Below are 24,515 nucleotides of genomic sequence, written 5' to 3'. Positions count from 1 at the left end.
GTCGACCCGGCGCCGAGTTCGGGAAAGCGGCTTGGTCCCGTCCGAGCGTGTGCCACCATCGAACTGTGCCGGAGCGGGGGACACTCCGGCGCAGGGGGTGCTGAATGCTTTCCGGATGGCGGACGGTTGCCCGCCTGATCACTGCGATCGCCCTGACTGCCGGCTACCTCACACTGCACCTCGCGATCACCGCAGCTCAGGACATTCAGACCGGTGACCGCTTTCGTGATGCCCAGGTCCGCGCCGCGGCCTTCGCCGCCCGGGTGGACCGATTCGCGAGTGGCGACACGGCCGTCCGGCCCGAACTCGTGGCGGCCGCACAGTGGTTCGAGGAGAACGCCCCGCCCGGCCGCGCCCGGAGCACGGTCTCCACCACCGTCGACCTCGTACGCCGGAACGACGGACCGGGTGCCCTGGCCCGCACCGGCACGCTGCAGGCGGACGTCGAACGGGACCGGTCGGCACTCCGTCGGGCCGTGGACGCGGAAGCACAGGCGGCGCTGTGGCTCGCGGTCGCGGCTGTGGTCCTCACCGCACCGGCGCTGATGTTGCGTCGGCAACGTCTGGCGGCTGCGGCGGAAGCCGCCCGCACCGTCAGCCGATTCGCCGAACCGCAGCCGTGGTGGCGCCGACCGTTGTTCCTGACGGCGAGCAGCATCGGGTACTGCCTGTTCACCGCCGGCTACTTCGCCGTCAACACGGCCCAGCGGTCGGGCTTCCAGAATCCGGTGGCCGTCCAACTCGTCCTGCTGCCCGCGGGACTGGCCGCCCTCGGCGCAGGCTTCCTGATTCTGCGACGCACCCGGCCCCGCTCGGCGCGGCCCGCCGCCCGTGCACTGCAGGCCGACGGCCGTCGGCCCGTGCTCTACCTGCGCAGCTTCGCCGACGACGGCACCGCCGCCAGGATCGACGACTGGGTGGCGCTCAACCTCCACTCCCGGGAGGAACAACTCGCCGCCGCGCTGGCCGCGTTCGGCCCCGTGATCGCGGTGGGCCGGCCGGGCGAGCCCCTGCCCCTGCTCGGCGCGGCCCGGTTCTACCTGCCACTGGACGACTGGCAACCGACGATTCTCCACCTGATGGACCTGTCCCGACTCATCGTGCTGCGAGTGGGCACCGGGGCGGGGCTGCGGTGGGAGATCGAGCAGGCCGTCGCCACTCAGCCCGCAGGCAAGCTGGTCCTGCTGACACCGGGCCGGGTCAGCGACACGGCCGCCAGCACGGACGGCCGGCTACCCGTGCCGCTGCGGTTGGAGGAGATCGCCGCGGACACCTCCTGGATCTCGGCCGCCGTCACGTTCGGCGCGGACTGGACGCCGCACGTGCGGGCGATCGAGCCCGCTCCCGGCACAGAACCGCCTCGCGGCAGGCTTCGACGCACGTTCACGCCGGTCCAGGCAGTGTTCTGGGAGCCGTCGCCGGCCCGTCGGACGGTCCGCGCGATGAAGGCCGCACTCGCAGCGACGGGTGTCCGCGGCCGCATGTTCGTGCTGCGCAGCGACAGCAGCCCGCTCGCCACCCTGGGCAAGGGCTCCGTGGCGATCGCAGTCCTGGCGCTGCCGTACCGGCTGCTCGAACTGGCAGGCCTCTGGTAGCACCGCTCGGCGTGACTTCGGAAGAACTGACGTCAAGAGAGGGGAACCATGGACAACGCACAGCAAGGCAGTACCGGTGCCGCGAGCGCCACCGAGGGAACGCGGCGCAGGCCGGTGAGCGGGTGGGCGGCAGCGGTGACGGTGCTGATCCTGATTGTGCTCCTGCGGGAGCTGGTGGTCCTGGTGGCCAACTGGCGGGACTACGAGCTCATCCACGCCTACCTCGACGGGACGGCCACCGAGGCGGAACTCGTTGCCGCCGACGCCGACGCCCTCACGGCGTTGTCGGGGTCGGCGCTGCTGTCGTACCTGCCCTGGAGTGCGGCGGGCGTGGCGTTCCTCGTCTGGCTGTGGCGGGCCCGCATCAACGCCGAGTCGCTCCGCGGCCGCGACACGCAGCGCCGCACCCGGATCTGGATCGTCGGCTCATGGATCACCCCCGTGGTGAACTTTTGGTACCCCTACCAGATCGTCTCGGACGTCTGGCAGGCCAGCTCGCCCCGGCGATCCGCCCCCGGCGCTCTGGTCAAGGCCTGGTGGGCATGCTTCGTCCTGCTCGGCCTGGTCAGGCCGATCCAGTGGCGCCTGGCCAAGCAGGACTGGACCAGTGAAAGCGACGTCCTCGCCAACGCGAACGTGTCTCTCCTGTTCGCGGTGCTGGCCGTGGCGGCCGGCGTGCTGGTCGTCCTCATCGTCAGGCAGGTCACCGCGTGGCAGAACCAGGCGCCGCAGACCGTCGGAGACGACCAGTGACCACCGCATCCGCACCGCCGTCGCCATCGCCATCGCCATCGCCCGAGCCGAAACCTTCGCCGGAAGTCCTGGAGCTGTACAAGCTCGCGGTGGAGATGGCCGACCGGGTCTCCGCCCGCCGCGGCACGGCCAACGCCTTCTTCCTCTCCGTACAGACCACCCTGGTCGCCGTGGTGGGGTTCGGCGCCCCCTGGCTCGCACCGTCCGCGTGGTGGACGGTCGGCGCCGTCACCGCGGCCGGCCTCACCCTCTCCACCGCCTGGTGGCTCCAACTGCAAAGCTACCGCGACCTCAACACGGCGAAGTTCAAGGTCATCAACGAACTCGAGGACCGCCTGCCGGTCAAGGTCTTCACTGCCGAATGGAACTACCTCAAGCAGGACCCGCCCCCGGTCGGACGCAGGCGCTACGCGGAACTGGGCGTCTCCGAACGGTTCGTGCCCTGGGTCTTCGCCGCGGTCTATCTCTTCATCCTGCTGGGGACAATGCTCAAGTGACCTACCTCGACCAGCTCGCCGAACTCATCCGCTCCTGCCTGCCGCCGAGCGCCCGGCCCCCGGCCGACTCCGACGACCTGTTCCGCAGCTACGCGGTACTGCTCCGGGCCAAGGGCACCCAGGTCACCGACGAGGACGTCCACGACGCCTGGTCGGCCTGGATGCAGTCGGTGAACCCCACCCACCGCGCCCTCGTCCCCTTCCACGACCTCCCCGCCGAGACGCAGGCCTTCGACACCCCGTACGCGGAGGCGATCCGCGAGGCGGCACGCAGGGCCGGGCGGTGAGGGTGGTGCCGGGTGCCCGGCTCACCACGCCTTGGTCAAGAACGCGGAAGGAGCAGCCCCCTGATGGCCGATACCTTTCCGGCCGCCGACGCGTGGACTACTACGGGCCGGCCAACGGGGCCGGCCCGGAAGGGGGAACGACATGCGACGGTGGACCACCGCGCTGGCTGCCGTGATGCTCGCCGCGGGGGTGGCGGCGACCACGGTCCCGACGGCCTCGGCTGTCACGGCCACCACTGACTGCTCGACCGTGTGGGGCAGCCTGGACCGGCAGGACCGGACCGTCCCGTACCAGCCGCAGGCGCTGACGAACGTCCGCACCGGCGCCCACGAGTGCTTCGACCGCCTGGTGATCGACGTCCCGGGCACCTCGCAGGAGAACCCGCTCGCCTACCGGGTGCACTACATGAACGCCAACGTCGTCTACCAGGCCGGCTCCGGCACACCGATCCCGGTGAGCGGCGGCGCCGTCCTGGAGATCGTCGTCGGCGCGAGCGCCTACGACCCCGCCACCTGGCAGAAGGTCTACCCGGCCCGCTCGGGCGACCCCCTCCCGGGCGTCGACCTGACCGGCCACCGCACCTTCGTGGACGCCCGCTTCGCCGGCAGCCTGGAGGGCGAATCCCAGTTCGGCCTCGGCGTCCGCGCCCGCCTGCCGTTCCAGGTCTTCCAGCTCGACAACCGCCTCGTCATCGACGTCGCCCACAGCTGGAGCACCACCGCCTGACCCGGGGGTCCCGCACAGCCCGGCGATCCTGTGAACGCGCTGGCCGAGCGACACTCGGGAGGCCGAAAGCGCGGAGGCCCCGTCCAGGGAACGGGACAAGGCCTCCGCGCTCTCGGCCGCTCGGCCAGGACCGGGCGCGGGCGGTGATCTCGCCGCGGGCGATCACGCCATTGACCGAGGGAGCGGCAGCCGGACGAGAGGCTCAGGTGCTGCGCGACGGCGAGCTCCGACGAGGTCGCCGGCCCCACTGGGATTCGGTGCTCTTCACCCGCTTGCGGCACCAGACGCGATGGGCGGGCATCGGTTGAACCTCTTGACCCCCAGTCAGGAAGGGTCTCCCTATTCCTGCCTGAAGTGCACTCACGCACACGTCGTGCGTGTGCAGATGAGCGCGTTTCGTGCACCTCGCACGCCAGCGCGCATGACGTGTGGTCCCCAGCTGGTCCCCAGGCCAGGGGCTTGACGGAGGGTCCGGGTGGCGTTCATGTCTCCAGGGTAGCGCCACTCCAGCCGTGGATCCAGAGATTCCCGCGGATCGCCCAGGACGTCACCGGACAGAGACCCGGCATCGCGGAGTTAAATCAATTCAACCCGAGCCGAACGTCAGCCAGAAATGGCCGCATCAAACCCAGACCCCATCTATTTTCTTCGGTCTCACCGAAATTCTCGGGGCTCGCTGTGACCCGCTCGGGGGACCAGTCCGAGGCTTGACGCCATCGCTCTGCCCATGCTCCGGGTTGTACGACCTGAACAACCCGTCGATGACCGTCACCTGGGACTCCACGCCCTCCCCGACTACACCATCCGGAGATTGCGATCCTCGGCCGTCCCGAAGGACGACCGCCACCGCCGCGGACCGCGTAGGTGACCTCGCCCACCAGGTAGTTGCGATCCTCGGCCGTCCCGAAAGATGACCGCCACCCGTGCCAACCAGCCCGGCCGGAGGAGTTGCGATCCTCGGCCGTCCCGGAGGATGACCGCCACCTCGCCGATCGCGCCGTCGATGAGCGTCGAAGCGAGGTTGCGATCCTCGGCCCTCCCGAAGGACGACCGCCACTCGACGACACGGTCGCGGAGCTGCGCTCGGACCGGGAGTTGCGATCCTCAGCCGTCCCGAAGGACGACCGCCACACGCTGCGGCAGTCCTTCACGTTCGACCCGAGGGCGCGTTGCGATCCTCGGCCGTCCCGAAGGACGACCGCCACCGTCCAGGCGCTTCGCGGCCTGCTGCTCGTCGAGCCCGTTGCGATCCTCGGCAGTCCCGAAGGACGACCGCCACGACCAAGGCGGCGACAGTGTTTCGGGCGGTCGGGTGGTTGCGATCCTCGGCCGTCCCGAAGGACGACCGCCACCCTGCAGGTCGACGACGACGGGCACCGGAGTCTGCGGGTTGCGATCCTCGGCCGTCCCGAAGGACGACCGCCACCCTGCAGGTCGACGACGACGGGCACCGGAGTCTGCGGGTTGCGATCCTCGGCCGCCCCGAAGGACGACCGCCACACGCCTGGCCGACCGGGTTGGCTCCGTGCTCCATGCGGTTGCGATCCTCGGCCGTCCCGAAGGACGACCCCCACCACCTCGGTGGGGCCCGACACCAGCGCGGTACGGCGGTTGCGATCCTCGGCCGTCCCGAAGGACGACCGCCACTCGGGGTCCTGGCACCAGGTGACGATCGGTTGGGTGTTGCGATCCTCGGCCGTCCCGAAGGACGACCGCCACGCCATCCATGCCGAGCTGGTGTGCGGCCCACGACTCGTTGCGATCCTCGGCCGTCCCGAAGGACGACCGCCACCTGGGGCGACGTGTATGACGTCCTGGCCGCGCACGAGTTGCGATCCTCGGCCGTCCCGAAGCACGACCGCCACCAGGAACTGCCGGGTGCCGCCGCGCAGCGCCGGGGCGTTGCGATCCTCGGCCGTCCCGAAGGACGACCGCCACACCGGCACGCCGTCGGCAACGCGCGCGGGCGCGGGGTTGCGATCCTCGGCCGTCCCGAAGGACGACCGCCACCACGCAGCTGGTGGAGTCCGCGCCCGGCGTGCTGGAGGTTGCGATCCTCGGCCGTCCCGAAGGACGACCGCCACGTCTCGGGGTGCAGCCAGGTGCCGGTCTCGGTGGTGTTGCGATCCTCGGCCGTCCCGAAGGACGACCGCCACGTCAGCAGCCGCTCGATGACCGCGCGCTGCTGCTCGGAGTTGCGATCCTCGGCCGTCCCGAAGGACGACCGCCACGCATATAACCAGGGTGAACACGTCCCGAGTGACTGCGATGCGGAGACCGTTCACCGGCTGATTCCACTCAACTCGGACATCACGCTTCGGTGCGATCCGCGTGGCGTGTGTGCACTTGGGGTTCCGAACCGTGCTCTGTCACAGGATGAGGTCCTCACGGTGGCTTTGCACTCGGGCGATGCCGAGTGTCCGTACGTCGTTGAAGCCGTTGTGCGGGAGGCGGTAGATCCGGATGCTGTCGGTGTTGCCGTCGATGGTGTTGCCGATGTCGTTGAGGAGGTGCAGGAGGTCGACGTCGGTCGCGGCGATCTCGAAGACGGACTTCTGGACCCGCAGGCCGTGGCCTTCGCAGAGCTTCGCGACTTTCCGGAGCCGGCGGCGGCCTTCGGGTGTGGTGGTGTCGACGTCGTAGGTGAGCAGCAGGTCCATCAGCCGGCCGTCCAGGGTAGGTATCCGGGGAGGTCGCCTCGGATGTGGCGGGCGAGGATGCGGCACTGCAGGACCGGGAGGAGTGCGGCGGGGACTGTCCGGCCGGCTGCCGGGTGTTCCCAGGGTTGGGTCTTCCATTCCTGCCAGGCGGCGAGGACCGTTTTGCGGCCGTCTTCGGTGAGGTTGACGGCTCCGCCTGCGAGGGTGTCGAAGTGATGGGTCCTCAGTTCTCGGCGGTTGAGGAGGGTGAGGGCGAATCGGACGGCGAGGACGGGTCGGAATTCTTCCATCAGGTCGAGGGCGAGGGCCGGTTTCGCGGGGCGCAGGCCGTGGAGGAAGCCGATGTAGGGGTCGAGGCCGATCTGTTCGATGGCGCCGTGGACGAGGTTACGCAGCAGTCCGTAGGTGAAGGAGAGGGTGGCGTTGACGGGGTCGGTCGGTGGGCGGCGGTTGCGGTGGGTGAAGGCGGGGATTCCGTCGGTGGGCCGGTGTATGTCGCGGAGGGCGGCGAAGTAGTTGCGGGCGGCGTTGCCTTCGATGCCCATGAGGGTGTCGAGCGAGTCCGTGTGCTGGGTGTCGGTGAGTGCTTCGGCGAGTTTGGCGGCGGCTTCGCGGATGCGGGTCTGTGCGGTCGGGTTGGTGTCGCGGGCGGCGCGGAGCAGGATCCAGCGGCTGTTGCGGATTTTTCCGGCGACGGTGTTGCGGGCGATGGCGAGTCGCTGGTCGGGGTCGGTGTGGGCGCGGTGTTGTTCGTGGCGCAGGAGAACGTTGCCACGGACAGGGCCTTCGAGGCGTGCTTGGAAGCGTCCGCCCCGGGTCATCCAGGTGATGGGACGTCCGTCCTGGGCACAGCGGGTGAGGAGTTCGGTGGAGAGGTTGATGTGGCCGTAGAGAACGATGGCGTCGAGGCGTCGCAGGGGGAGGGTCTTGCGGCCGGGGGTGTCGGGGAGGTGGATACGGAGGGAGTCCTGGTCGAGGCGGAGGTCGGTGCCTTGGGTTTGGACGTAGAGGGTGTTGAGGAGTTCGAGGGTCATGGGTATGTGGGTTCTTCGTCGGGGAGGGTGTAGAGGTCGGTGAGGGCGTGCTGGTAGGGGCGGGTGCGGGTGAGGATGGTGGGGATGCAGGTGGTGGCCATGGAGCAGCGGCGGCAGCGGTTGTCGGTTGTGGGTGGCGGTAGTTGATGGGTGGTGAGGAGTTGGCGGACGGCTCGGGTGGCGGCCTCGACGCGTTGGTGGAGTTCGGGGGTGATGGTGATGGTGTGGCGTCGTCGGTCGGCTGCGGAGTAGATCGCGGCGTGGGGTACGGGTTGTTGGAACATGTGTTGCAAGCAAAGGGCTTGGGCTGCTGCTTGGACGTCGGCGGGGCCGCCCGGGTGGTAGCGGCCTGATTTGTGTTCGACGGGCAGGATGGTGCCGTTGTCGTGGAGTTCGACGGTGTCGCAGGTTCCGGTGAGTCCGAGGCCGTCGTGCCAGACGGGGAGGGCGTGCAGGGTGCGGATGGTTCCGCGTCCGCGGTTGCCGGGGGTGTCGACGCGTTGGTGGAGGAGGGTTCCGCGGGTGGTGGCGGCGTCGTCGGTGAAAGCGTCCTCGAGGACGATGAGGGCGCACTGGCGGGGGCAGTAGGTGTAGTGCTCCAGCCAGGAGAGGGCGACTTGGGGTTGGTCGCCGTCTCCCGGTCGGGGGTTGGGGTGGGTCATCCGACGATGCGGGTGAAGGCGACGCCGGCGTCGGTAAGGCCGGTTTCGTCGATGTCGATGGGGCCGTAGTCGGTGATGTTGCGGGCGGTGGCGTCGTGGAGTTGCTTGATGCGGATGCGGTCGAAGAGGGTGTGGGAGGGCAGGCGGCCGAAGGCGTCGTCGTGGGTGAAGACGTAGAGGCCGCGCAGCGCGAGGCTGCCGCGGGCGGCGGCGCGGTCGTGTTCGAACATGATCTCGAAGGCGCGCCAGAACATGGCGAGGTCGTCGCTGGTGACGCCGGTGCGGGCGGCGAGCGGGGCGCTGAAGTGGCCGGCTCCGCGGTACAGGGCGTAGGGGACGATGTGCTTGGTGCCCATCTCGGTCTCCTTGCCCTTCTTGTCCTCGGTGGGGTTGTTGAACGCGTCGACGTCTTCCTGCTTGGTGGGGGTGACGCGGGTGATGCCGATCTCCAGGGGGGTGATCGGGTCGATGGAGCGGGAGAAGGTGAGTTGCATGGGGCCCTGGACGCGGCCGGCGGGCTTCTTGCCGGTGCTCATGACGGCGCCGAACATTCGGATGTCGTAGAAGGTCTGGCACATCCAGGTGCGGGCGTCGGCCTGCTGGGTCTTGGGGCCGAGGGCGGTGTAGGCGCGTTCGTGCTGGCTGTTGAGGGCGACGCCGGCTTCGACGTAGATGTCGTAGCCGGGCTTGGGCTGGTGCTGGTTGAGCATGGCGACGGTGTTGCGGATCTTGCGCTTGATGGCGACGTCGGTGATGAGGCCCTGTCCGGAGACGGGGTCGGTGCGGGGGCTTCCGCCGGCGTCGGGGTCGCCGTTGGGGTTGCTGTCGACGGCCTCGACGAGGAAGACGAAGTCGTGCTTGCGGGCGGGGTCGAGGTGGGCGTCGTTCATGGCGGTCTCGTTCTCCAGAAGGTTTCGCACGGGCTGGGGTTGACGTTCGGTCAGGAGGGCTGTTCGTCGGGGGTGTTCGCGGCAGCCTTGGCTGCCTTCGCCGCGGCTTTGGCGGCCGTTGCCGCGGCTTTGGCTGCGAAGTCGGCGGCGCGCTGCTGTTCGTAGCCGATGACGAAGCGGGCCTGCTCGCGGGGCGACAGGTGCGTGGGCGGGTCGTCGGTGAGCGCGCCGAGGACCTGCGCCAGCCGCTCGCTCAGGGCGGTGTGAGCACCCGGCTTGTCGCGGCGCAGGCGCTTGAGGTGGGCGTTGGCTCCGTGGCGGAGGTTGGCCAGGACCGCGGCCGGGGCGGTCATCGCGGTGCCGAAGTACTTGTCGCCGATGGTGGCCTTCACGTCGGGCAGGGCCGCCGTCTGGATCGCTTCCAGGACGGCGAACGCCCGCCCGCACAGGTAGGCGGGGTCGGTGCTGTCGGAGTCGAGCCTGGGCATCGGGCGGTCCGTTCGGTCGTGGGAGCGGTTGAGGGCGAGGCGCAGCAGCGCCGTGCGCGGGGCGTCGATGCGGTGGTCGGCGCGGATGCGCTGGAGCAGGAGCGGGAGCAGGCGCGCCGGTGGCGGGGTGCGGCGCAGGGCGCTGTGCAGGAGTTCGCGTTCGATGCCGTGGGGTGCGGTGCCCTTGACGTACTGGGTGCCGTTGTGGCGGCCGGCGGCGAGGGTGAGGTGCCACAGGGGCAGGTAGCGGGTGGTGCCGCGCCAGCCGTCGTGGACGCCGTGGTCCTCGAACCAGGCGCCGAGGTTGGCCTTGACGGTGTGCAGGGGGACGTCGAGCCATTCCCGCACCACGGTGCGGGCGTTGTTCAGGCCCAGGGTGAGGGCGTAGAAGTCGTTGGGGTCGACGCGGCCGGCGGCGGCCGGGTCGGGGGTTTCGTGGAGGGCGTCGATGAGGTGGGCGACGGCGTCCGGATCCGGGTCGTTGTCGTCGATGAGCTCGATGAGCGGCTCGTCGACGGGTTCGCGCGTCCACCACAGCAGCACGCCGTCGGACAGGGAACGGCGGTGCCGGCCGGAGGCGAGCATGGTGTTCAGCGCGGCCATGGAGCGGCTCCCGCAGCGGTCGCACACCGGGGTGTTGACCAGCTTGACGGCCCCGCCACGGCCCTGCGCGGGCGAGTTGACGCTGACCAGCTGCGCCTCGTTGCTGCCGCCGGTCGACGGGATCGCGCCCTTCTTGATCGGCTCGGGGATCGTCGCCAGCAGGTCGCCCGGCTCGCCGCACACCAGGCACAGTTCCTGCTCCGCACCGCCGGCGCCCTTGCGCTCGCGTACGACGCGCGCCCACAACTCCCGCACCGATGCGCGCTCGTGCAACCAGCGGCCGTCCACCAGCACGCCGACCGTGTGCCGGGCGTCCACCTCCGGAGGAACCTCGCTCTCGGCGAGGCCGCGGGTGAGCACGTCCAGAACCAGGCCGGCCGACGGATCGTCAGGCACCGCGTCCGCCCAGCGGCGCAGCAGGGCGAGGTACTCCCCCCGCCTGCGGGCGGCCTCGGCCACGTCCTTCTCGCTCGGCCCGTGCTCGTCGCCTTCGCCGCGGGCGCGGCCGAGGACGAACTCGGCGGTGTCCACCAGCAGGAACGGCGGCACGCGCGTTCCCGACCGCTGCACGTACGGCACCGCCTCGACGGTCGCCTCGCCCCTGGACTTCGGCGGCGGCCGGCGATCGGCCAAGGACGGGACCGCGCCGCCGGTCGTGATCACCAGCGCCCAGTCGATCTGCCGGTACCGGTAGAACTCCGGCGGCAGGCCATCCAACCGCTCGGCCTGCTCGGCCAACCGCTGCAGCAGCACCGGTTCACCCCTCGCCGTCGACACGCCACGGCGCCGACGGCAACGCCACCGCGTCCGCGGACAGCGGCTCCTCGGGCACCTCCATCACCCCGTCCACCAGCCGCGCACGGAACCACCGGTACCGCTCGCCCTTCGGCGTGTAGACGATCGAGTGCAGCATCACACCCAGCTCCTCGGTCCGCCCCACGAGCGCGGGCGCCTCGCTCGCCGGCCCGAACGACGCGCTGAACTCCCGGCACCCCAGGAACGGCTGCGAGAAACACGCACCCCGATCCACCCGCCGCCGCAACTGCTCCCGGAACTTCTCCTCCGGCGCGTTCGCGTGCCGCGCCACCACGATCTGCGCCCGGATCCGGTACGCGACGTCCGCCAACGCCATCGTGTTCCGCTGGTCGCGGTCCTCCTCCACGTCGTACCGGGCACCCGGAACCGTCTGGAGTTCCTGCACCTTCTTCGCAGTGACGACCGACTTCACCTCGTTGCGACGCACCTGCAACCACTGAACCGGCCGCAGCACCTCGATCGCCCGCACCACATACCGGAACTCGGGCTTCCAGTAGATCGCCTCCAACACCCCCGTCGCAGCCGACGGAGTCATCACCGGATAACTCACTCGCTCCGACTTCAACTCCGGCCTGGTGAAACACGCAAGAGGCCCCCACACCTCCACCACCAGATCCGGGAACACCCACCCCGAATTCCCCCGACGACGAGCAAGAGCATCCCGCTCCCCCGCCGCAGCAACCCTTCCGGCCACCACAATCGCCTTTCCACACACAGAAGATGGCGCAGCATCAGTTCTGCTGCGCCGAGGCGACCGTAGACCAGCCCACCGACAACGACCGGAGCGCAGAGACCTCCCCACACCCGCCACGGAGAACAGGTTCGATCAGCATTGACCAAGAGCCGACGAAAAGGTCGACAAACCCAACTCCGAGACCAGCCGGTGACCAATGGCGACCGATCCGCGACCGAACAGGAGACAGAAATGACTGGAAATCTCCATGCCACACGGCCGGATTTCTGCCCGGTTGCGATCCTCTGCCGCCCCGGAGAGCGACTGCCACGCCGGCGGATTCGTGGCGAGCGCCGCCAGCTCGGCGTTGCGATCCTCGGCCGCCCCGAAGGGCGACCGCCACCACTGACCGTGCTCCACAGCTCCGGGGTGTTCGGGCGGTTGCGATCCTCGGCCGCCCCGAAGGGCGACCGCCACGGCCGCTCACCTGGGGTGATGCCGATTGACTTATTCGTTGCGATCCTCGGCCGCCCCGAAGGGCGACCGCCACGTCCGGGTAGCCGGTCGCGCCGCCGGAACGGGTGCCGGTTGCGATCCTCGGCCGCCCCGAAGGGCGACCGCCACGCCGGCCCATCAGCGGAAACCGACCGTCTCTCGCGCGCTTGCGCGACCAACCGGACAGGCAAATCCACAGACTTCGGACATCCTGCTTCGGCGCGATCCGCGTGTCGGCTGCACACTGGGGGTTCCGAACCGCTGCCCGCCGACGTCAGTCAGCAGCGGTACGGTCCGGCCGTGAACAAGGTAGCCACTATGGACGGTTCAAACAGCGAAGCGGCACCACTGTGGGCCCACAGCCGGAACCTACCAGGTGCCCGCCACACCCTGGAGGACCATCTCCGGGGATCCGCCTCGCTGGCGCGCCGGTTCGGATCGGCCTTCGGCGCAGGCGAGTTGGCCGAGTACCTGACCCTGATCCACGACGCCGGAAAGGGCTCGTGCGCCTGGCAGCACGGCCTGGACCAGGCGGAGAAGCAGCAGCGCAAGATCGGCGTCCCCCACAAGGAGGCCGGCACTTGGCTGGCCGCCTCGCACACGGGGGTCCCGTTCGGCGCCATCGTGCAGGGGCACCACGGTGGACTCCCCGAACTCCAGAAGGTGAAAGATCTCGTCCACGCCGTGAAAACCGGCGCCCACGCGAACCAGGCGCTGATCGAGGAGGCGATCGCCCGCACGGCGGCCGTCGTCCCGGAGATCGTCCCGACCAGACGCATCACCCTGCCGGCCTGGCTCGCCCGCGCGACAGGCCCGGAAGGCAAGTTGAACCGTGACCTGCTGGTGCGGATGCTGTTCAGCTGCGTGGTCGATGCCGACTTCCTCGACACCAGCGCCCACTTCGCGAACACGCCCGCGCAGGTCCGGGCCGACGCCGACATGACGCACCTGCTGGAAGTCTTCGACACGCGCCGGAACGAAGCCCTGTCCCGGCGCCGCGCCTCGAAGATCGACGGCATCCGCCGGCGGGTCTACGAGGAGGCGGTGGCCGCAGCGACCGGCGCGCCCGGCATGTACGTGCTCCACGTGCCCACCGGCGGCGGGAAGACCCTCACCTCCGCCGGCTTCGCCCTGCACCACGCCGTCGCGCACGGCCACCGCCATGTCGTCGTCGCCGTCCCCTACACGAGCATCACCCAGCAGAACGCCCGCACCTACCGCGACATGCTCGACCCCGACGACCCGGACCTTCCCCCGACCGTTCTGGAGCATCACAGCTCGGTCGACCTGGACGGCGCGAAGGGAACCTGGGCGCGCACCGCCGCCGAGAACTGGGACGCGCCGTTCGTCGTCACCACCACCGTCCAACTCTTCGAGTCGCTCTTCTCCCACCGGCCCGCCGCCATGCGCAAGATCCACCGCCTGGCCGGCGCGGTCATCGTCCTCGACGAGGTCCAGGCCCTGCCGGACCGGCTCCTGGCCCCGATCCTCAGCGCCCTGCGCGGCCTGGTCGACCACTTCGGCACCACCGTCGTCCTCACCTCCGCCACCCAGCCCGCCTTCTGGTCCCTCGCCCAGCTCGACGGACTCCCCCGCCGCCAACTCATCACCGACCCGGCCGAGTTGTTCGAAGAGCTGCGGCGCGTCACCTACGACTGGCGCACCGGCCCCGACGTCACCTGGGAGTCGATGGCCGACGAAATCGGCCGGCGCAGCGGCCGCCAGACACTGACGGTGGTGAACACCACCAAGGACGCCGCACACCTGCACCGCCTCCTGGAAGAACGGGCGAGCGGTACCGTCCTGCACCTGTCCACCCGGATGACCGCCGGCCACCGCGATGAGGTCATCGAGCACATCCGCAGGCTCCTGGAGTACGGCGGCGACATCCACGTCGTGTCCACCCAGCTGATCGAAGCCGGCGTCGACCTCGACTTCCCCCGTGTGTTCCGCGCCTGGGCGCCCGCGGAGTCCCTGCAGCAGGCCGCCGGCCGGTGCAACCGCGAAGGCCACCAGGCCCACGGCACCGTCGTCGTCTTCAAGGTCCACGACGCCGGACAGCCCCGCGACAAGGCCTACACCGCCGCACTCGACGCCACTGCCGCCCACATCGGCCCGGACCTCGCCCGACCCGACAACCTCGACGCCCTCGACAAGTACTACCCGCTGCGCTACACCCTCCAAGGCAGCGGCCCCACCGGCATGGGCACCCACATCGACACCCTGCGCACCCAACTCGACTTCCCCGCCGTCGACGACGCCTTCCGCATGATCGACGACACCCTCAACCGGCCCGTCATCGTCATCCGCGACGAAGCCCACCGCGCCGCCGTCGAAGCCGACATCGCCGCCCTCAGATCCCCCTACCCGTGCGGCCCGGAACCACTACGCCGACTCCAGCCCCACACCGCCCAACTCCCCCGCCACGAAGCCGACGCCGCCCTCACCACCGGCCTCGCCGAACCCATCATCGGCAACCTCCTCCTGTGGAACGGCGCCTACCACCCCCACCGCGGACTCGACCCCGCCCAACCCGAAGACCGAACCGCCTTCCTCCTCTGAACCCTCCTCAGCACGGAAACCGCCCCGGAGCCTCCCTCGTTCCACTCACGCCGACCACGAGACGACCGCACTTGGGCGCAGTCCGATCTGGTGGGCGCGCCGGGCCGCGTCGGCGACGTTGCGATCCGCGGCCGTCCCGCAAAACGACCGCCACCGGCGGGTCAACCGACTCGGTGCAGCATGGGCGGGATGTTGCGATCCGCGGCCGCCCCGAAGGGCGACCGCCACCGTCGGGGTGGCGGAGCGATGCGGGGCGGGTTCCGGGGGTTGCGATCCTCGGCTGCCCCGAAGGGCGACCGCCACGGCGGGGCCGGGGGGTGGTGTGCACGGTGGTCCTCTCGTTGCGATCCTCGGCCGCCCCGGAGGGCGACCGCCACCAACTCGCTCGGGTTCAGCAGCAGCTTCGCCCGGGTGTTGCGATCCTCGGCCGCCCCGAAGGACGACCGCCACCCGCCACGGATGAACTCACGGCGGTGGTCGCCGGGTTGTTGCGATCCTCGGCCGCCCCGAAGGGCGACCGCCACCCGGATGACCGTCCGGTACGACAACGGCGAGCTGATGGTTGCGATCCTCGGCCGCCCCGAAGGGCGACCGCCACCGTCGGTCCCCAACGTCACGTCGCACACGTAGTCCATGTTGCGATCCTCGGCCGCCCCAGAGGGCGACCGCCACGTCCCACCGGATGGTGACGACGGTGTCTGAGGGGATGTTGCGATCCTCGGCCGCCCCGAAGGGCGACCACCACATTCGCTGCCGTCCGCAACCGAGCTGGCTCGGGAGTGGTTGCGATCCTCGGCCGCCCCGAAGGACGACCGCCACGCGGGCGCTGCCGACCAGCAGCCTGGTGGCGATGGTTGCGATCCTCGGCCGCCCCGAAGGACGACCGCCACACGAGCAGCACCAGGCCGGCGACCAGCAGCACGGAGTTGCGATCCTCGGCCGCCCCGAAGGACGACCGCCACATCGCGGACGGGTCGTAGGACAGCGCCGACCACAGGTTGCGATCCTCGGCCGCCCCGAAGGACGACCGCCACGTCGGACCGCTGCTGCCGCCGCCGCCCCAGACGTAGGGTTGCGATCCTCGGCCGCCCCGAAGGACGACCGCCACTCCGGCCGATCTCGCCCAACAGGTGCGCAATCAGGTTGCGATCCTCGGCCGCCCCGAAGGGCGACCGCCACGCCGGCCCATCAGCGGAAACCGACCGTCTCTCGCGCGCTTGCGCGACCAACCGGACAGGCAAATCCACAGACTTCGGACATCCTGCTTCGGCGCGATCCGCGTGTCGGCTGCACACTGGGGGTTCCGAACCGCTGCCCGCCGACGTCAGTCAGCAGCGGTACGGTCCGGCCGTGAACAAGGTAGCCACTATGGACGGTTCAAACAGCGAAGCGGCACCACTGTGGGCCCACAGCCGGAACCTACCAGGTGCCCGCCACACCCTGGAGGACCATCTCCGGGGATCCGCCTCGCTGGCGCGCCGGTTCGGATCGGCCTTCGGCGCAGGCGAGTTGGCCGAGTACCTGACCCTGATCCACGACGCCGGAAAGGGCTCGTGCGCCTGGCAGCACGGCCTGGACCAGGCGGAGAAGCAGCAGCGCAAGATCGGCGTCCCCCACAAGGAGGCCGGCACTTGGCTGGCCGCCTCGCACACGGGGGTCCCGTTCGGCGCCATCGTGCACGAACACCACAGTGGACCCCCCGAACTCCAGGTCATCGCCCGCACGGCCGTCGCCCCGGAGATCGTCCCGACCGGAGGCATCCCCCTGCCGGCCTGGCTCGCCCGCGCGACAGGCCTGGGCTGCGAGCTGAGCCGTGACGTGCTGGTGCGGATGCTGTTCAGCTGCGTGGTCCACGCCGACTTCCTCAACACCAGCGCCCTCTTGGCGAACGCGCCCGCGCAGGTACGGGCCGACGCCGCCATGACGCACCTGCTCTCCCCAGAGTCACGGCCGCCCTCCACCGCCAGGCCGCCCTTCAGATGGCTGCTCACCCCGACGGCCGCCTATAAAGCTACAACCTCTCGGGCGTTCCGATGCCGAGGAGGTCCATGCCATGGCGGAGGGTCTGGCCAGTGAGCTGGCAGAGCAGCAGCCGGGTCTCCACGACCTCGCGGCTGGGGGCCTTCAGGACCGGGCAGTGCTCGTAGAACGTGGTGTACGCCGCCGCGAGACTGTGCAGGTAGGCGCAGAGGCGGTGGGGTTCGAAGGTCTCGGCGACGAGGTCGATGGTGGCGCCGAACTCGTCGAGGAGGAGGCCGAGGGCGCGTTCGGCCGGCTCCAGGGCCAGGTCCTGGTGGGCGGTCGGGGCGACGCCTTCGGGGGCCTTGCGCAGGATGGACTGGATGCGGGCGTAGGCGTACTGGAGGTAGGTGCCGGTGTCGCCGTTGAGGGAGACCATGCGATCGGCGTCGAAGATGTAGTCGCGGGTGCGGGAGGTCGAGAGGTCGGCGTACTTCACGGCGCCGATGCCGACCTGCTTGGCCCGGTCTTCGAGTTCCTCGGTGGCGAGTTGGGGGCTCTTCTCGGCGACGACGGCGCGGGCGCGGTCGACGGCTTCGTCGAGGAGGTCCATGAGGCGGACGGTCTCGCCGGAGCGGGTCTTGAAGGGCTTGCCGTCCTTGCCGAGGACGGTGCCGAAGCCGAGGTGCAGGGCGCGGACGTTGTCGGGGAGCCAGCCGGCGCGGCGGGCGGTCTCGAAGACCATCTGGAAGTGGAGGGCCTGGCGGCTGTCGACGACGTAGAGGAGTTGGTCGGCGCCGAGCAGGCCGACGCGGTCGCGGATGGCGGCGAGGTCGGTGGTGGCGTAGCCGTAGCCGCCGTCGCTCTTCTGGACGATCAGCGGGGTGGGCTCGCCGTTGAGGCCCTTGATGTCGTCGAAGAAGACGCACAGGGCGCCGTCGGAGCGGGCAGCGACGCCGGAGGCTTCAAGGTCGGCGCACACGTCGGCGAGCATCGGGTTGTAGTAGCTCTCGCCGACAGCGTCGGCGTCTTCGAGGAGGACACCGAGACGGGCGTAGACGGCCTCGAAGTAGACCTTCGACTCGTCGACCATGCCCTGCCAAGAGGCGACGGTCTCGGCGTCGCCGGCCTGCAGCTCGACGACGCGCCGACGCGCGCGATCGGCGAAGTCGGCGTCGCTGTCGAACTTGGCACGCGACGCCTTGTACAGGCGGTTGAGACGGGACATCGACGGGCCGGCGCCTTCCGGCTCGGTGTCGTCGCCAAGCTCGGCGGGGTGTTCGACGAGGTACTGGATGAGCATGCCGAACTGGGTACCCCAGTCGCCGAGGTGGTTGCGCCGAATCACCTTCTCGCCGATGAACTCCAGGGTGCGGACCAGCGCGTCGCCGATGATCGTCGAGCGCAGGTGCCCGACGTGCATCTCCTTGGCGATGTTCGGCTGGCTGTAGTCGATCACCGTGACGCCGGCCTCGGCGGAGCTGCCAACACCGAGTCGGGCGTCGGCAGCACGGGCAGCCAGGCTCTCGAGGATGGCCGCGTCGGTGACGGTGACGTTGATGAAGCCGGGCCCGGAGACCTCCAGGTTCGCGATCACCTGGCCAGAACCGAGGTTCTCGAGCACCCGCGCGGCCACCTCGCGAGGGTTCGCGCGCAGCGGCTTGGCCAGGCTCATGATGCCGTTGGCCTGGAAGTCGGCGCGGTCACTTCGTCGCAGCTGGGGGTCGCTGTCCGCGGCGTCGGGGAACGCAGTGGAGATCGCCTGTGCGAAGCGCTCGCGCAGCGCGTCGGCGATGGAGAGGACCGTAGCCATAGAACGAAGGACCACTTCTGTGAGAGGGCAAATCCGCGACTGGGCCGCGGGAGTCGCACAGCGCCGCAACGTCGAGTCAGCTGGCGCCGTCTGCCGAGTATCCCATTTCCCGCACAGCCAACGGCCCGATTAACTTCGCCACGGAGCGCAGCCTGAACACTCAAGACCATTGATCGCAGCTCATCCTGAGTGACCATCAGCAACAAGCACGAACCCCTCCGACGTCGGGAAGCAAGCGTTCGCCACGCTCCGCGCCCTCGCGCACGCCGCCTGCCAGGATCAGGTCGGCATCGCCACCCTGGTGACCTCCGCCGAAGCGGAACGGCGGCTCGCCACAGACCTCCTCGGAGAACGCCTCCACCTCATCCACGTCCACGCCCCCGAACCGGTGCGCCACGCCCGCGACGCCGTCCGCACCTACCGGACCAATCCGGCACCGGACGCGCCGGAGCTGTCGTGGTCCGGCCCCGAACAGCCCGCGCTGGCGCTCGACACCACGGCCCCGCTCAGCACCACCGTGAACGCCCTGTGCACGTTCGCCGCCACCGCCCTCGCGACCGCCGCTTCCCCATAGACGTCGGTCAAGCAGCAGTCGGGATATCCGACATCGAACCGGCTCTCACGCGTACCTCCTGCCGGCCGTCGTGCGAGGCTGCGCCATGCCCGCTGCGGCCGCTACTGGCCTTCTCCGCCACCGCGATGAACGCCAGCTCGGAGAAGAAGAAGCCACCCAGCCGGTCCGCATCGCACACCGAGGTGTACCAAGCTTCGACCTCTTCAGGGGCGACCGCGCCACGACCGTGCCTGGCGGCGGACAGCAGAGCCTTCCGGACCTGGCCAACCCGATCCCGTGCGTGCCCCGTGAACTCGGTCGACCACGCCAGCAACGGCTCGACCCCGACGAGATCCAGCGGGCTGCGGGCGAGGAGCAGTCCGAGCTTGCGACCGATCCTGCCGTCCGCGTGATCCATCCAGCTCTGCGCGTCGTCCACGAACGCGTGGCACACCCGCCGGTCGAGATCTGCTTCCGCGCCCGCAACGACCATCGAGTCGAAGTCGACGTGCGCGATGACCGCCCGCCCGCCAGGCCGGAGGACTCGCGCCACCTCGGCCAGCATGGCCTGCGGGTTCGGCAGGCACTCGATGGTGTTGTACGACAGGACGATGTCCACGCTCTCGCCTGAACACGGGAGAGGATCGCGCAGATCCGCAACGATCGCCGCCGTCGGCCCCTTGTGGCCTGCCAGACCCGCCCGGGCCTGGTGCAGCGACGCCGCCGAACGATCGATCCCGATGAGGGAAGCCTGCGGCGCTGTCCGGCTGACGGCCCGCAGCGTCGGTCCCGCACCGCAGCCGAGATCAACAACAACCTGGCCGGGTTCCTGCGAGCGGGCCAGCTCCGCAAGGCGTGCGTGGATCGGCTCGGCACTGTCGGACACGGCGCAGCCCTCCTCCCCTGTTCGCGCCAGAGCCCGAGATGGCGGCACCAAGAGTTCGGGTCTGCACCATATGACATGCTTCGAGATGCCTCATCCTGAGTAGGGAACCCACCCCCGTGGCTCGCCCCTTCGAGCCACCGGCCACTCCAGCCGCACGTCCCACCAGGCGAAGAACACCCAGCCCCACAGCCGAAGCCGCAGCCACCTGCCGCTCTGAGTGCCTCCTGGAGTCGGCCGAGAACGCCGCCGCTGGTAGCCGACGAGCCCCGGCATACGCGGGCCGAACCTGCTCCTTGCGCAGGTCGGAACCTCCCATCCGGCGGTCACTCGAGCACGATGGTCTCCGCGATCCACTCGCACCGCTGGTCTCAGCCGAATCCGCCGAGGAGCCCGCAACCCGGGCTCAACCGCCTCTGCCCACGAGGGGGCTCGCCCTCTCCCAGCCGTCGACGCCAGCCAGCTGCACGAGCCAGAGCGTTCTGACGATGCGCCAGAATGGCTCGATGCCCGGCGACGCCGCCGAGCAGATCACCGGAGGTGCGGCTTCATGACCCGCTACAGCATCGACCCCGAACGGCACGAACTGATCGCCACCTGGGGGACCGGCGAGGGTGATCTCGCCACCCGTATCGCCGCCCTCCCGGCCGGCACGGACACGGACGCGCTACTGCGCCTGGCCCGCGCCCTCACCCACCTGTCCGAGGCCGCGTGGCGTACCTACACCCACCCGGCCAGCGCCACTGCCTCCCAGGACCCCAACACCGAGGGCTGGCACCGCGAACAGGAACGCGGGCACTTTGGCGCGGTCGCGGACGCGATCGCCAAGCCGAACCTGCCCAGCGGCGGCGCGACGATCGCCTCCTACAGCCGCCTACTCGAATCCGCCCACCAGACCGGCCGCTCCCTCCATGAACTCGCCGACACGGCGCTGACGGAGGCCGTCCTGGGCGAGGCCGCCACCGAACTCGCCGCCGTGGAGAACGCCGAACTCGGCGACCTCACCGGCCGCGCCCAGCAGGCCGTCCTCCTCAGCCGGGAGGACGCCTCCCCCGTCCAGGTCGCCGCCGCCGACCGGCTCCTCGAACTGGACCCCTTCGGCCCGGCCGAGCTGTTCTCCGCCGTCGATCCCACCGCGGCCGCCGTCGCCGCGGCCCACTGGCTCGCCGTCGCGGCCGAAGTCACTGCCGACGCCTCCGGCCACGACCCCGACCAGGTCGTCCAGGAAGCCGACAACATCGAAGCCCTGCCCCACGAGACCCCCACCCTCGTCCTAAAACTCATCGACGCCGGCGCCACTCCGTACGAAGCCGTCACCGACCTCGTGCGCCACGCCCTGCGCATCACCGACGGACTCCTGCCCGACCCCGACGTCCTGCGCGAACAGCTCGACGACCTGGAGGAGACCCTCGCCGACTTCGGCGACGACGCGCCCGGCCTCGCCGACGTCGAACTGCGTCTGACCCCGCTCGACCCGAAGCGCCCGGCCCGCGACCTCCTCGAAGACCTCCTCACCGGCATCCACGCGTGCTGGCTCCTCCACACCGAGTACGACGACCTCGACGACGAGGACGACGACACCAGCGCGGAAGTCTGGACCGACGAACAGGTCGAACAGCACCAGCGGCGCAGCCGCAAGCGCTTCGCCCAGCTCGTCCGCGAGGCCGCCGCCCACCGCGAACCGCTCGTCTGACCGAGCGCCGGGCGCGCGTGGGCTCGGTGATCCAGAGCGTGGCGACGAACCCTATGGCTCAGAACATGGTTCTCACCGGGATCGGGACAGCTACTGGGCTGCCGGTGCCGCAACTGCCTCAGTAGAGCAGCCACGTCGAGAACACCGGCCCACCGGCGTTCCCCTCTATTCCTTGCTGACGCAAAGTGCGATAAACGCAACAAGAACTAGATTGTCCTGCTTCCGGCATGTATGTTGTCCGGCTCATCCCTGGGTGGTCCGGGGATGGTGTGCTGGGGGGTACGTGGCGGGTCTGCAGGTGTTCCGCGTTTCTGATGGGGATGTTCGTCGTGTCGAGGGCGACACCGTGGAGCTGGAGCGTCACCTCCAGGCTCTCGTCGAGGCGAACATGGAGGAGATGCTGGGCGGCGTCCGCTTCCTGGCGAGCGAGTACTCCACCGGTCCGGTGCACCGGGGCCGGATCGACAGCCTCGGTCTGGACGAGGACGGCAGCCCGGTGCTGATCGAGTACAAGCGCACGAGCAGCGAGTCGGTCCTCGCGCAGGGGCTGTTCTACCTCTCGTGGCTGGTGGAGAACCGCGCCAAGTTCGAGGCGCTCGTCGAGCAGCGGCTCGGCGCCGAGGTCGCCGAGCAGGTGGACTGGAGCAACCCGCGGGTGGTGTGCATCGCGGCGGACTTCACCCGGTACGACCTGGCGGCGGCCGGAATGTCCCACCACCGGATCGACATGGTGGTCTACCGGCGCTATGGGGACGACCTGGTGACGCTGGAGCTGGCGGCGTCGGTCGCTGGCGGGTGCGGCGCCCTCTCGACCGGGCGGACGGAGCTTGCCCGCCCGGTCGCGGCCAGCCGTCGGACGGTCACCGACGTCCTCGCGCAGGCCAGCGGCGAGATCCGCGGGCTGTACGAGGAGCTCGACGCCCGTCTGCTCGACCTGGGCGAGGGCCACGCGGTGCCGCTGCAGCACTACGTTGCCTACCGCCGCCGGCGGAACTTCGCCTGCGTCCGGGTGCTGGCACAGGCTCAGGCTCTGGTCGTCTTCCTGCGGGTCGACCCGACGACGGTCCGGCTGGTCCCGGGCTGGACCCGGGACGTCCGGAGAATCGGGCACCTCGGGACGGGCGAGCTGGAGGTCCGGATCGGGTCGGTGGAGGACCTCGATCGGTCGATGGAGTTGCTGCGCACGAGCTACGCGGCTGCCACATAGTTCGTCAACGGCGATGGCCCGCACCCCCGGAGGCGAATTCCAGGGGTCGTAGCAACACGATGATCAACTGGCTGTGGCCAGGAGCTTAGCGAAGCGCTCGGCTGGGGTCTCCCAGCCGAGCGTTTTGCGTGGGCGGCTGTTGAGTTCGGCGACGACGGTGTCCAGGTCCTCGCGTGTGTAGCGGGACAGGTCCGTGCCCTTCGGGAAGTACTGCCGCAGCAGGCCGTTCGTGTTCTCGTTCGACCCGTGCTGCCATGGACTTCCCGGTTCGCAGAAGTAGACGTCCATCTCCGTGGCGGCGCTGAACTGGTGATGCAGGTGCATCTCGGAGCCCTGGTCCCAGGTCAGGGACCTTCTGAACTGATGCGGCAGCGTCGAGACGGCCTCTATGAGCGCGTCGCGGACCTGGGCGGGCTGGCGGCCGTCCGGGAGATGGACCAGGACAAGGAGCCGGCTGGAGCGTTCCACCAGCGTGCCGATGGCGGACTTGTGGGCCTTGCCGATGATGAGGTCGCCCTCCCAGTGGCCGGGGACGGCCCGGTCGTCGACCTCGGCGGGCCGCTCGCTGATCATCACCATGTTCTTGGCCATGCGCGGCTGACGCTTGGCGGACTGACGGTGCGGGCGGCGCATGGCGCGGCCTGTGCGGAGGGAACGGGACAGGTCGCGTCGGAGGTCCCCGCGCTTGCGGGAGTAGAGGGCCTGGTAGATCGTCTCGTGGGTCACGTGCATGTCCGGCCGGCCGGGGAACAGTTGCCGCAGGATGTGACTGATCTGCTCCGGACTCCAGCGGCGTTCGAGGCGGGCCTGGACGAACTCGCGCAGTTCGGGGTTCCGGCCGATCTTGCCGGCCTTGGGACGGGGCCTGCGGGCATCCGCCCGGGCCTGGGCGGCATGGGGCCGGTAGACGAACCTGCCACCCGTCCAGTGGGACCCGTTGCGGCGTATCTCCCGGCTGACGGTTGACGGGCTGCGGCCCAGTTCGGCGGCGATCTGGCGGATCGTGGCGTTCTCGCGCAGCCGGTCGGCGATGTGGAGGCGCTCGGACTCCCGCAGGTAGCGGGAAGGGCCGGCCGAGGACGGCTCCCGGTGTACCGGGGGTGCGGTCCTCGGCCGGCCCTTGTACGCGTTGCGCCCGTTGCGCCAGGTGATGCCGGTCCTCCGGTTGACGCCCACGATTCGGCACGCCTCGGAGTTGTTGAAGCCCTGCTGCATGAGCTGGAAGTATGCCGCCCGCTCAGCGGTCAGCTTCCTCCGCCCCTGAGGGCCCCGGTCCTCCCGGATCTGATATTCCATTGCATCCCCTGAGCTGGGATGTTGCAACGACCACTAGAACTTAAGCGAAGGGGTGCGGCCCATCGCCGTTGGTCGGCCCGCTCGTTCAAAGGCCGGGTCCGCGGGGCGGACCGTGACCTTCAGCGGTGCCGGGTTGGCCAGCGAGGCGGTTACCGCCGGCGGGGCCGAGAAGGCGGGGGTGGTGCGGTGGCGGTCGGTTCGCTTGCCCGCGGGGCGGAGGCCGAGTTGATGGCCTGCTGGATGTGGGCGCGGCGGGCGGCCCAGCGGCTCAGGTCGCGCTGGTAGGTCCGGGCTTCCTCCCCTCCGGCAAGGCTCGGGTGAGGGGCTGCGGGCTGACGGTCCTGGGGTTCGGCTGTTCGATGTATTGCT

General features: G+C 70.0%; 20 protein-coding genes and 1 CRISPR repeat array. Of the genes, 10 read left to right on the top strand and 10 right to left on the bottom strand.

What is annotated here, in order from left to right; translation table 11 throughout:
• Positions 1 to 104 precede the first annotated feature (104 nt).
• The 5 genes from ACI1MP_RS31175 (at position 105) to ACI1MP_RS31155 (ending at position 3,859) form a co-directional block, all read left to right on the top strand.
• On the top strand, positions 105 to 1,595 hold the full coding sequence (locus ACI1MP_RS31175; protein WP_404870035.1) for a transferase: 1,491 nt from the start codon (positions 105 to 107) through the stop codon (positions 1,593 to 1,595).
• A gap of 48 nt (positions 1,596 to 1,643) precedes the next feature.
• Complete coding sequence (locus ACI1MP_RS31170) at positions 1,644 to 2,348, top strand: DUF4328 domain-containing protein (protein WP_404870033.1); 705 nt, start codon at positions 1,644 to 1,646, stop codon at positions 2,346 to 2,348.
• A complete protein-coding gene (locus ACI1MP_RS31165) occupies positions 2,345 to 2,845 on the top strand; it encodes a hypothetical protein (protein ID WP_404870032.1) in 501 nt (166 codons plus the stop codon). The genes ACI1MP_RS31170 and ACI1MP_RS31165 overlap by 4 nt, the downstream gene beginning before the upstream one ends.
• Positions 2,842 to 3,132 (top strand): hypothetical protein, encoded by a 291-nt coding sequence (locus ACI1MP_RS31160; protein ID WP_404870031.1) that lies wholly within the window; start codon positions 2,842 to 2,844, stop codon positions 3,130 to 3,132. The genes ACI1MP_RS31165 and ACI1MP_RS31160 overlap by 4 nt, the downstream gene beginning before the upstream one ends.
• A 142-nt stretch (positions 3,133 to 3,274) precedes the next feature.
• On the top strand, positions 3,275 to 3,859 hold the full coding sequence (locus ACI1MP_RS31155; RefSeq protein ID WP_404870029.1) for a hypothetical protein: 585 nt from the start codon (positions 3,275 to 3,277) through the stop codon (positions 3,857 to 3,859).
• A gap of 810 nt (positions 3,860 to 4,669) precedes the next feature.
• Positions 4,670 to 6,090: a CRISPR direct-repeat array (repeat unit 37 nt; unit sequence GTTGCGATCCTCGGCCGTCCCGAAGGACGACCGCCAC).
• Positions 6,091 to 6,228: 138 nt separating this feature from the next.
• Here the strand turns inward: ACI1MP_RS31155 and cas2 are convergent.
• From cas2 to ACI1MP_RS31120, 7 genes are all read right to left on the bottom strand, one after another.
• Positions 6,229 to 6,519 carry a CRISPR-associated endonuclease Cas2 gene (gene cas2, locus ACI1MP_RS31150; protein WP_404868375.1) on the bottom strand — a complete coding sequence of 97 codons (291 nt, stop codon included), beginning with the start codon at positions 6,517 to 6,519 and terminating at the stop codon, positions 6,229 to 6,231.
• On the bottom strand, positions 6,519 to 7,553 hold the full coding sequence (gene cas1c / locus ACI1MP_RS31145; RefSeq protein WP_404868376.1) for a type I-C CRISPR-associated endonuclease Cas1c: 1,035 nt from the start codon (positions 7,551 to 7,553) through the stop codon (positions 6,519 to 6,521). The genes cas2 and cas1c overlap by 1 nt, the downstream gene beginning before the upstream one ends.
• Positions 7,550 to 8,215 (bottom strand): CRISPR-associated protein Cas4, encoded by a 666-nt coding sequence (gene cas4 / locus ACI1MP_RS31140; protein WP_404868377.1) that lies wholly within the window; start codon positions 8,213 to 8,215, stop codon positions 7,550 to 7,552. The genes cas1c and cas4 overlap by 4 nt, the downstream gene beginning before the upstream one ends.
• Positions 8,212 to 9,135 (bottom strand): type I-C CRISPR-associated protein Cas7/Csd2, encoded by a 924-nt coding sequence (gene cas7c / locus ACI1MP_RS31135; protein ID WP_404868378.1) that lies wholly within the window; start codon positions 9,133 to 9,135, stop codon positions 8,212 to 8,214. The genes cas4 and cas7c overlap by 4 nt, the downstream gene beginning before the upstream one ends.
• A gap of 20 nt (positions 9,136 to 9,155) precedes the next feature.
• The gene (gene cas8c, locus ACI1MP_RS31130; protein ID WP_404870028.1) at positions 9,156 to 10,949 is read right to left on the bottom strand and encodes a type I-C CRISPR-associated protein Cas8c/Csd1; all 1,794 of its coding nucleotides are present in this window, start codon (positions 10,947 to 10,949) and stop codon (positions 9,156 to 9,158) included.
• Between the two features lie 4 nt (positions 10,950 to 10,953).
• Positions 10,954 to 11,613 (bottom strand): type I-C CRISPR-associated protein Cas5c, encoded by a 660-nt coding sequence (cas5c, locus tag ACI1MP_RS31125; protein WP_404870856.1) that lies wholly within the window; start codon positions 11,611 to 11,613, stop codon positions 10,954 to 10,956.
• 225 nt (positions 11,614 to 11,838) lie between these two features.
• On the bottom strand, positions 11,839 to 12,105 hold the full coding sequence (locus ACI1MP_RS31120) for a hypothetical protein (protein WP_404870027.1): 267 nt from the start codon (positions 12,103 to 12,105) through the stop codon (positions 11,839 to 11,841).
• A gap of 393 nt (positions 12,106 to 12,498) precedes the next feature.
• On the opposite strand from ACI1MP_RS31120, the gene ACI1MP_RS31115 reads away from it, so the two are divergent.
• A complete protein-coding gene (locus ACI1MP_RS31115; RefSeq protein WP_404870026.1) occupies positions 12,499 to 14,742 on the top strand; it encodes a CRISPR-associated endonuclease Cas3'' in 2,244 nt (747 codons plus the stop codon).
• A 1,368-nt stretch (positions 14,743 to 16,110) separates the two neighbouring features.
• On the top strand, positions 16,111 to 16,818 hold the full coding sequence (locus ACI1MP_RS31110; protein ID WP_404870025.1) for a CRISPR-associated endonuclease Cas3'': 708 nt from the start codon (positions 16,111 to 16,113) through the stop codon (positions 16,816 to 16,818).
• On the opposite strand, the gene argS is transcribed toward ACI1MP_RS31110, so the two are convergent.
• Positions 16,754 to 18,514, bottom strand: a complete 1,761-nt coding sequence (gene argS, locus ACI1MP_RS31105; protein ID WP_404870024.1) for an arginine--tRNA ligase — start codon at positions 18,512 to 18,514, stop codon at positions 16,754 to 16,756. The two genes, ACI1MP_RS31110 and argS, sit on opposite strands and share 65 nt — an antisense overlap.
• A gap of 301 nt (positions 18,515 to 18,815) precedes the next feature.
• On the opposite strand from argS, the gene ACI1MP_RS31100 reads away from it, so the two are divergent.
• The gene (locus tag ACI1MP_RS31100; protein WP_404870023.1) at positions 18,816 to 19,088 is read left to right on the top strand and encodes a hypothetical protein; all 273 of its coding nucleotides are present in this window, start codon (positions 18,816 to 18,818) and stop codon (positions 19,086 to 19,088) included.
• A gap of 7 nt (positions 19,089 to 19,095) precedes the next feature.
• On the opposite strand, the gene ACI1MP_RS31095 is transcribed toward ACI1MP_RS31100, so the two are convergent.
• Positions 19,096 to 19,953 carry a methyltransferase domain-containing protein gene (locus ACI1MP_RS31095; RefSeq protein ID WP_404870022.1) on the bottom strand — a complete coding sequence of 286 codons (858 nt, stop codon included), beginning with the start codon at positions 19,951 to 19,953 and terminating at the stop codon, positions 19,096 to 19,098.
• 547 nt (positions 19,954 to 20,500) lie between these two features.
• Between ACI1MP_RS31095 and ACI1MP_RS31090 the strand changes: the two genes are divergently transcribed.
• Together ACI1MP_RS31090 and ACI1MP_RS31085 are read left to right on the top strand one after the other, a co-directional pair.
• Positions 20,501 to 21,643, top strand: coding sequence for a hypothetical protein (locus tag ACI1MP_RS31090; protein ID WP_404870021.1), 1,143 nt, complete (start codon positions 20,501 to 20,503; stop codon positions 21,641 to 21,643).
• Between the two features lie 346 nt (positions 21,644 to 21,989).
• A complete protein-coding gene (locus ACI1MP_RS31085; protein WP_404870020.1) occupies positions 21,990 to 22,850 on the top strand; it encodes a DUF5655 domain-containing protein in 861 nt (286 codons plus the stop codon).
• 63 nt (positions 22,851 to 22,913) lie between these two features.
• Here the strand turns inward: ACI1MP_RS31085 and ACI1MP_RS31080 are convergent, their stop codons facing one another.
• Positions 22,914 to 24,146 carry an IS30 family transposase gene (locus tag ACI1MP_RS31080; RefSeq protein ID WP_404870019.1) on the bottom strand — a complete coding sequence of 411 codons (1,233 nt, stop codon included), beginning with the start codon at positions 24,144 to 24,146 and terminating at the stop codon, positions 22,914 to 22,916.
• Positions 24,147 to 24,515: the final 369 nt, after the last annotated feature.

The organism is Kitasatospora griseola (genome assembly GCF_044999035.1).
Classification (GTDB): Bacteria; Actinomycetota; Actinomycetes; order Streptomycetales; family Streptomycetaceae; genus Kitasatospora; species Kitasatospora griseola.
This window is presented reverse-complemented; position numbering and strand designations above follow the sequence as displayed.

Excerpts from the sequence above, each read along its gene's own strand:
- ACI1MP_RS31175 (WP_404870035.1), top strand. The coding sequence starts at position 105 with ATGCTTTCCGGATGGCGGACGGTTGCCCGCCTGATCACTGCGATCGCC.
- ACI1MP_RS31170 (WP_404870033.1), top strand. The coding sequence starts at position 1,644 with ATGGACAACGCACAGCAAGGCAGTACCGGTGCCGCGAGCGCCACCGAG.
- ACI1MP_RS31155 (WP_404870029.1), top strand. The coding sequence starts at position 3,275 with ATGCGACGGTGGACCACCGCGCTGGCTGCCGTGATGCTCGCCGCGGGG.
- cas2 (WP_404868375.1), bottom strand. The coding sequence starts at position 6,519 with ATGGACCTGCTGCTCACCTACGACGTCGACACCACCACACCCGAAGGC.
- cas1c (WP_404868376.1), bottom strand. The coding sequence starts at position 7,553 with ATGACCCTCGAACTCCTCAACACCCTCTACGTCCAAACCCAAGGCACC.
- cas4 (WP_404868377.1), bottom strand. The coding sequence starts at position 8,215 with ATGACCCACCCCAACCCCCGACCGGGAGACGGCGACCAACCCCAAGTC.
- ACI1MP_RS31115 (WP_404870026.1), top strand. The coding sequence starts at position 12,499 with ATGGACGGTTCAAACAGCGAAGCGGCACCACTGTGGGCCCACAGCCGG.
- ACI1MP_RS31110 (WP_404870025.1), top strand. The coding sequence starts at position 16,111 with ATGGACGGTTCAAACAGCGAAGCGGCACCACTGTGGGCCCACAGCCGG.
- argS (WP_404870024.1), bottom strand. The coding sequence starts at position 18,514 with ATGGCTACGGTCCTCTCCATCGCCGACGCGCTGCGCGAGCGCTTCGCA.
- ACI1MP_RS31090 (WP_404870021.1), top strand. The coding sequence starts at position 20,501 with ATGACCCGCTACAGCATCGACCCCGAACGGCACGAACTGATCGCCACC.
- ACI1MP_RS31080 (WP_404870019.1), bottom strand. The coding sequence starts at position 24,146 with ATGGAATATCAGATCCGGGAGGACCGGGGCCCTCAGGGGCGGAGGAAG.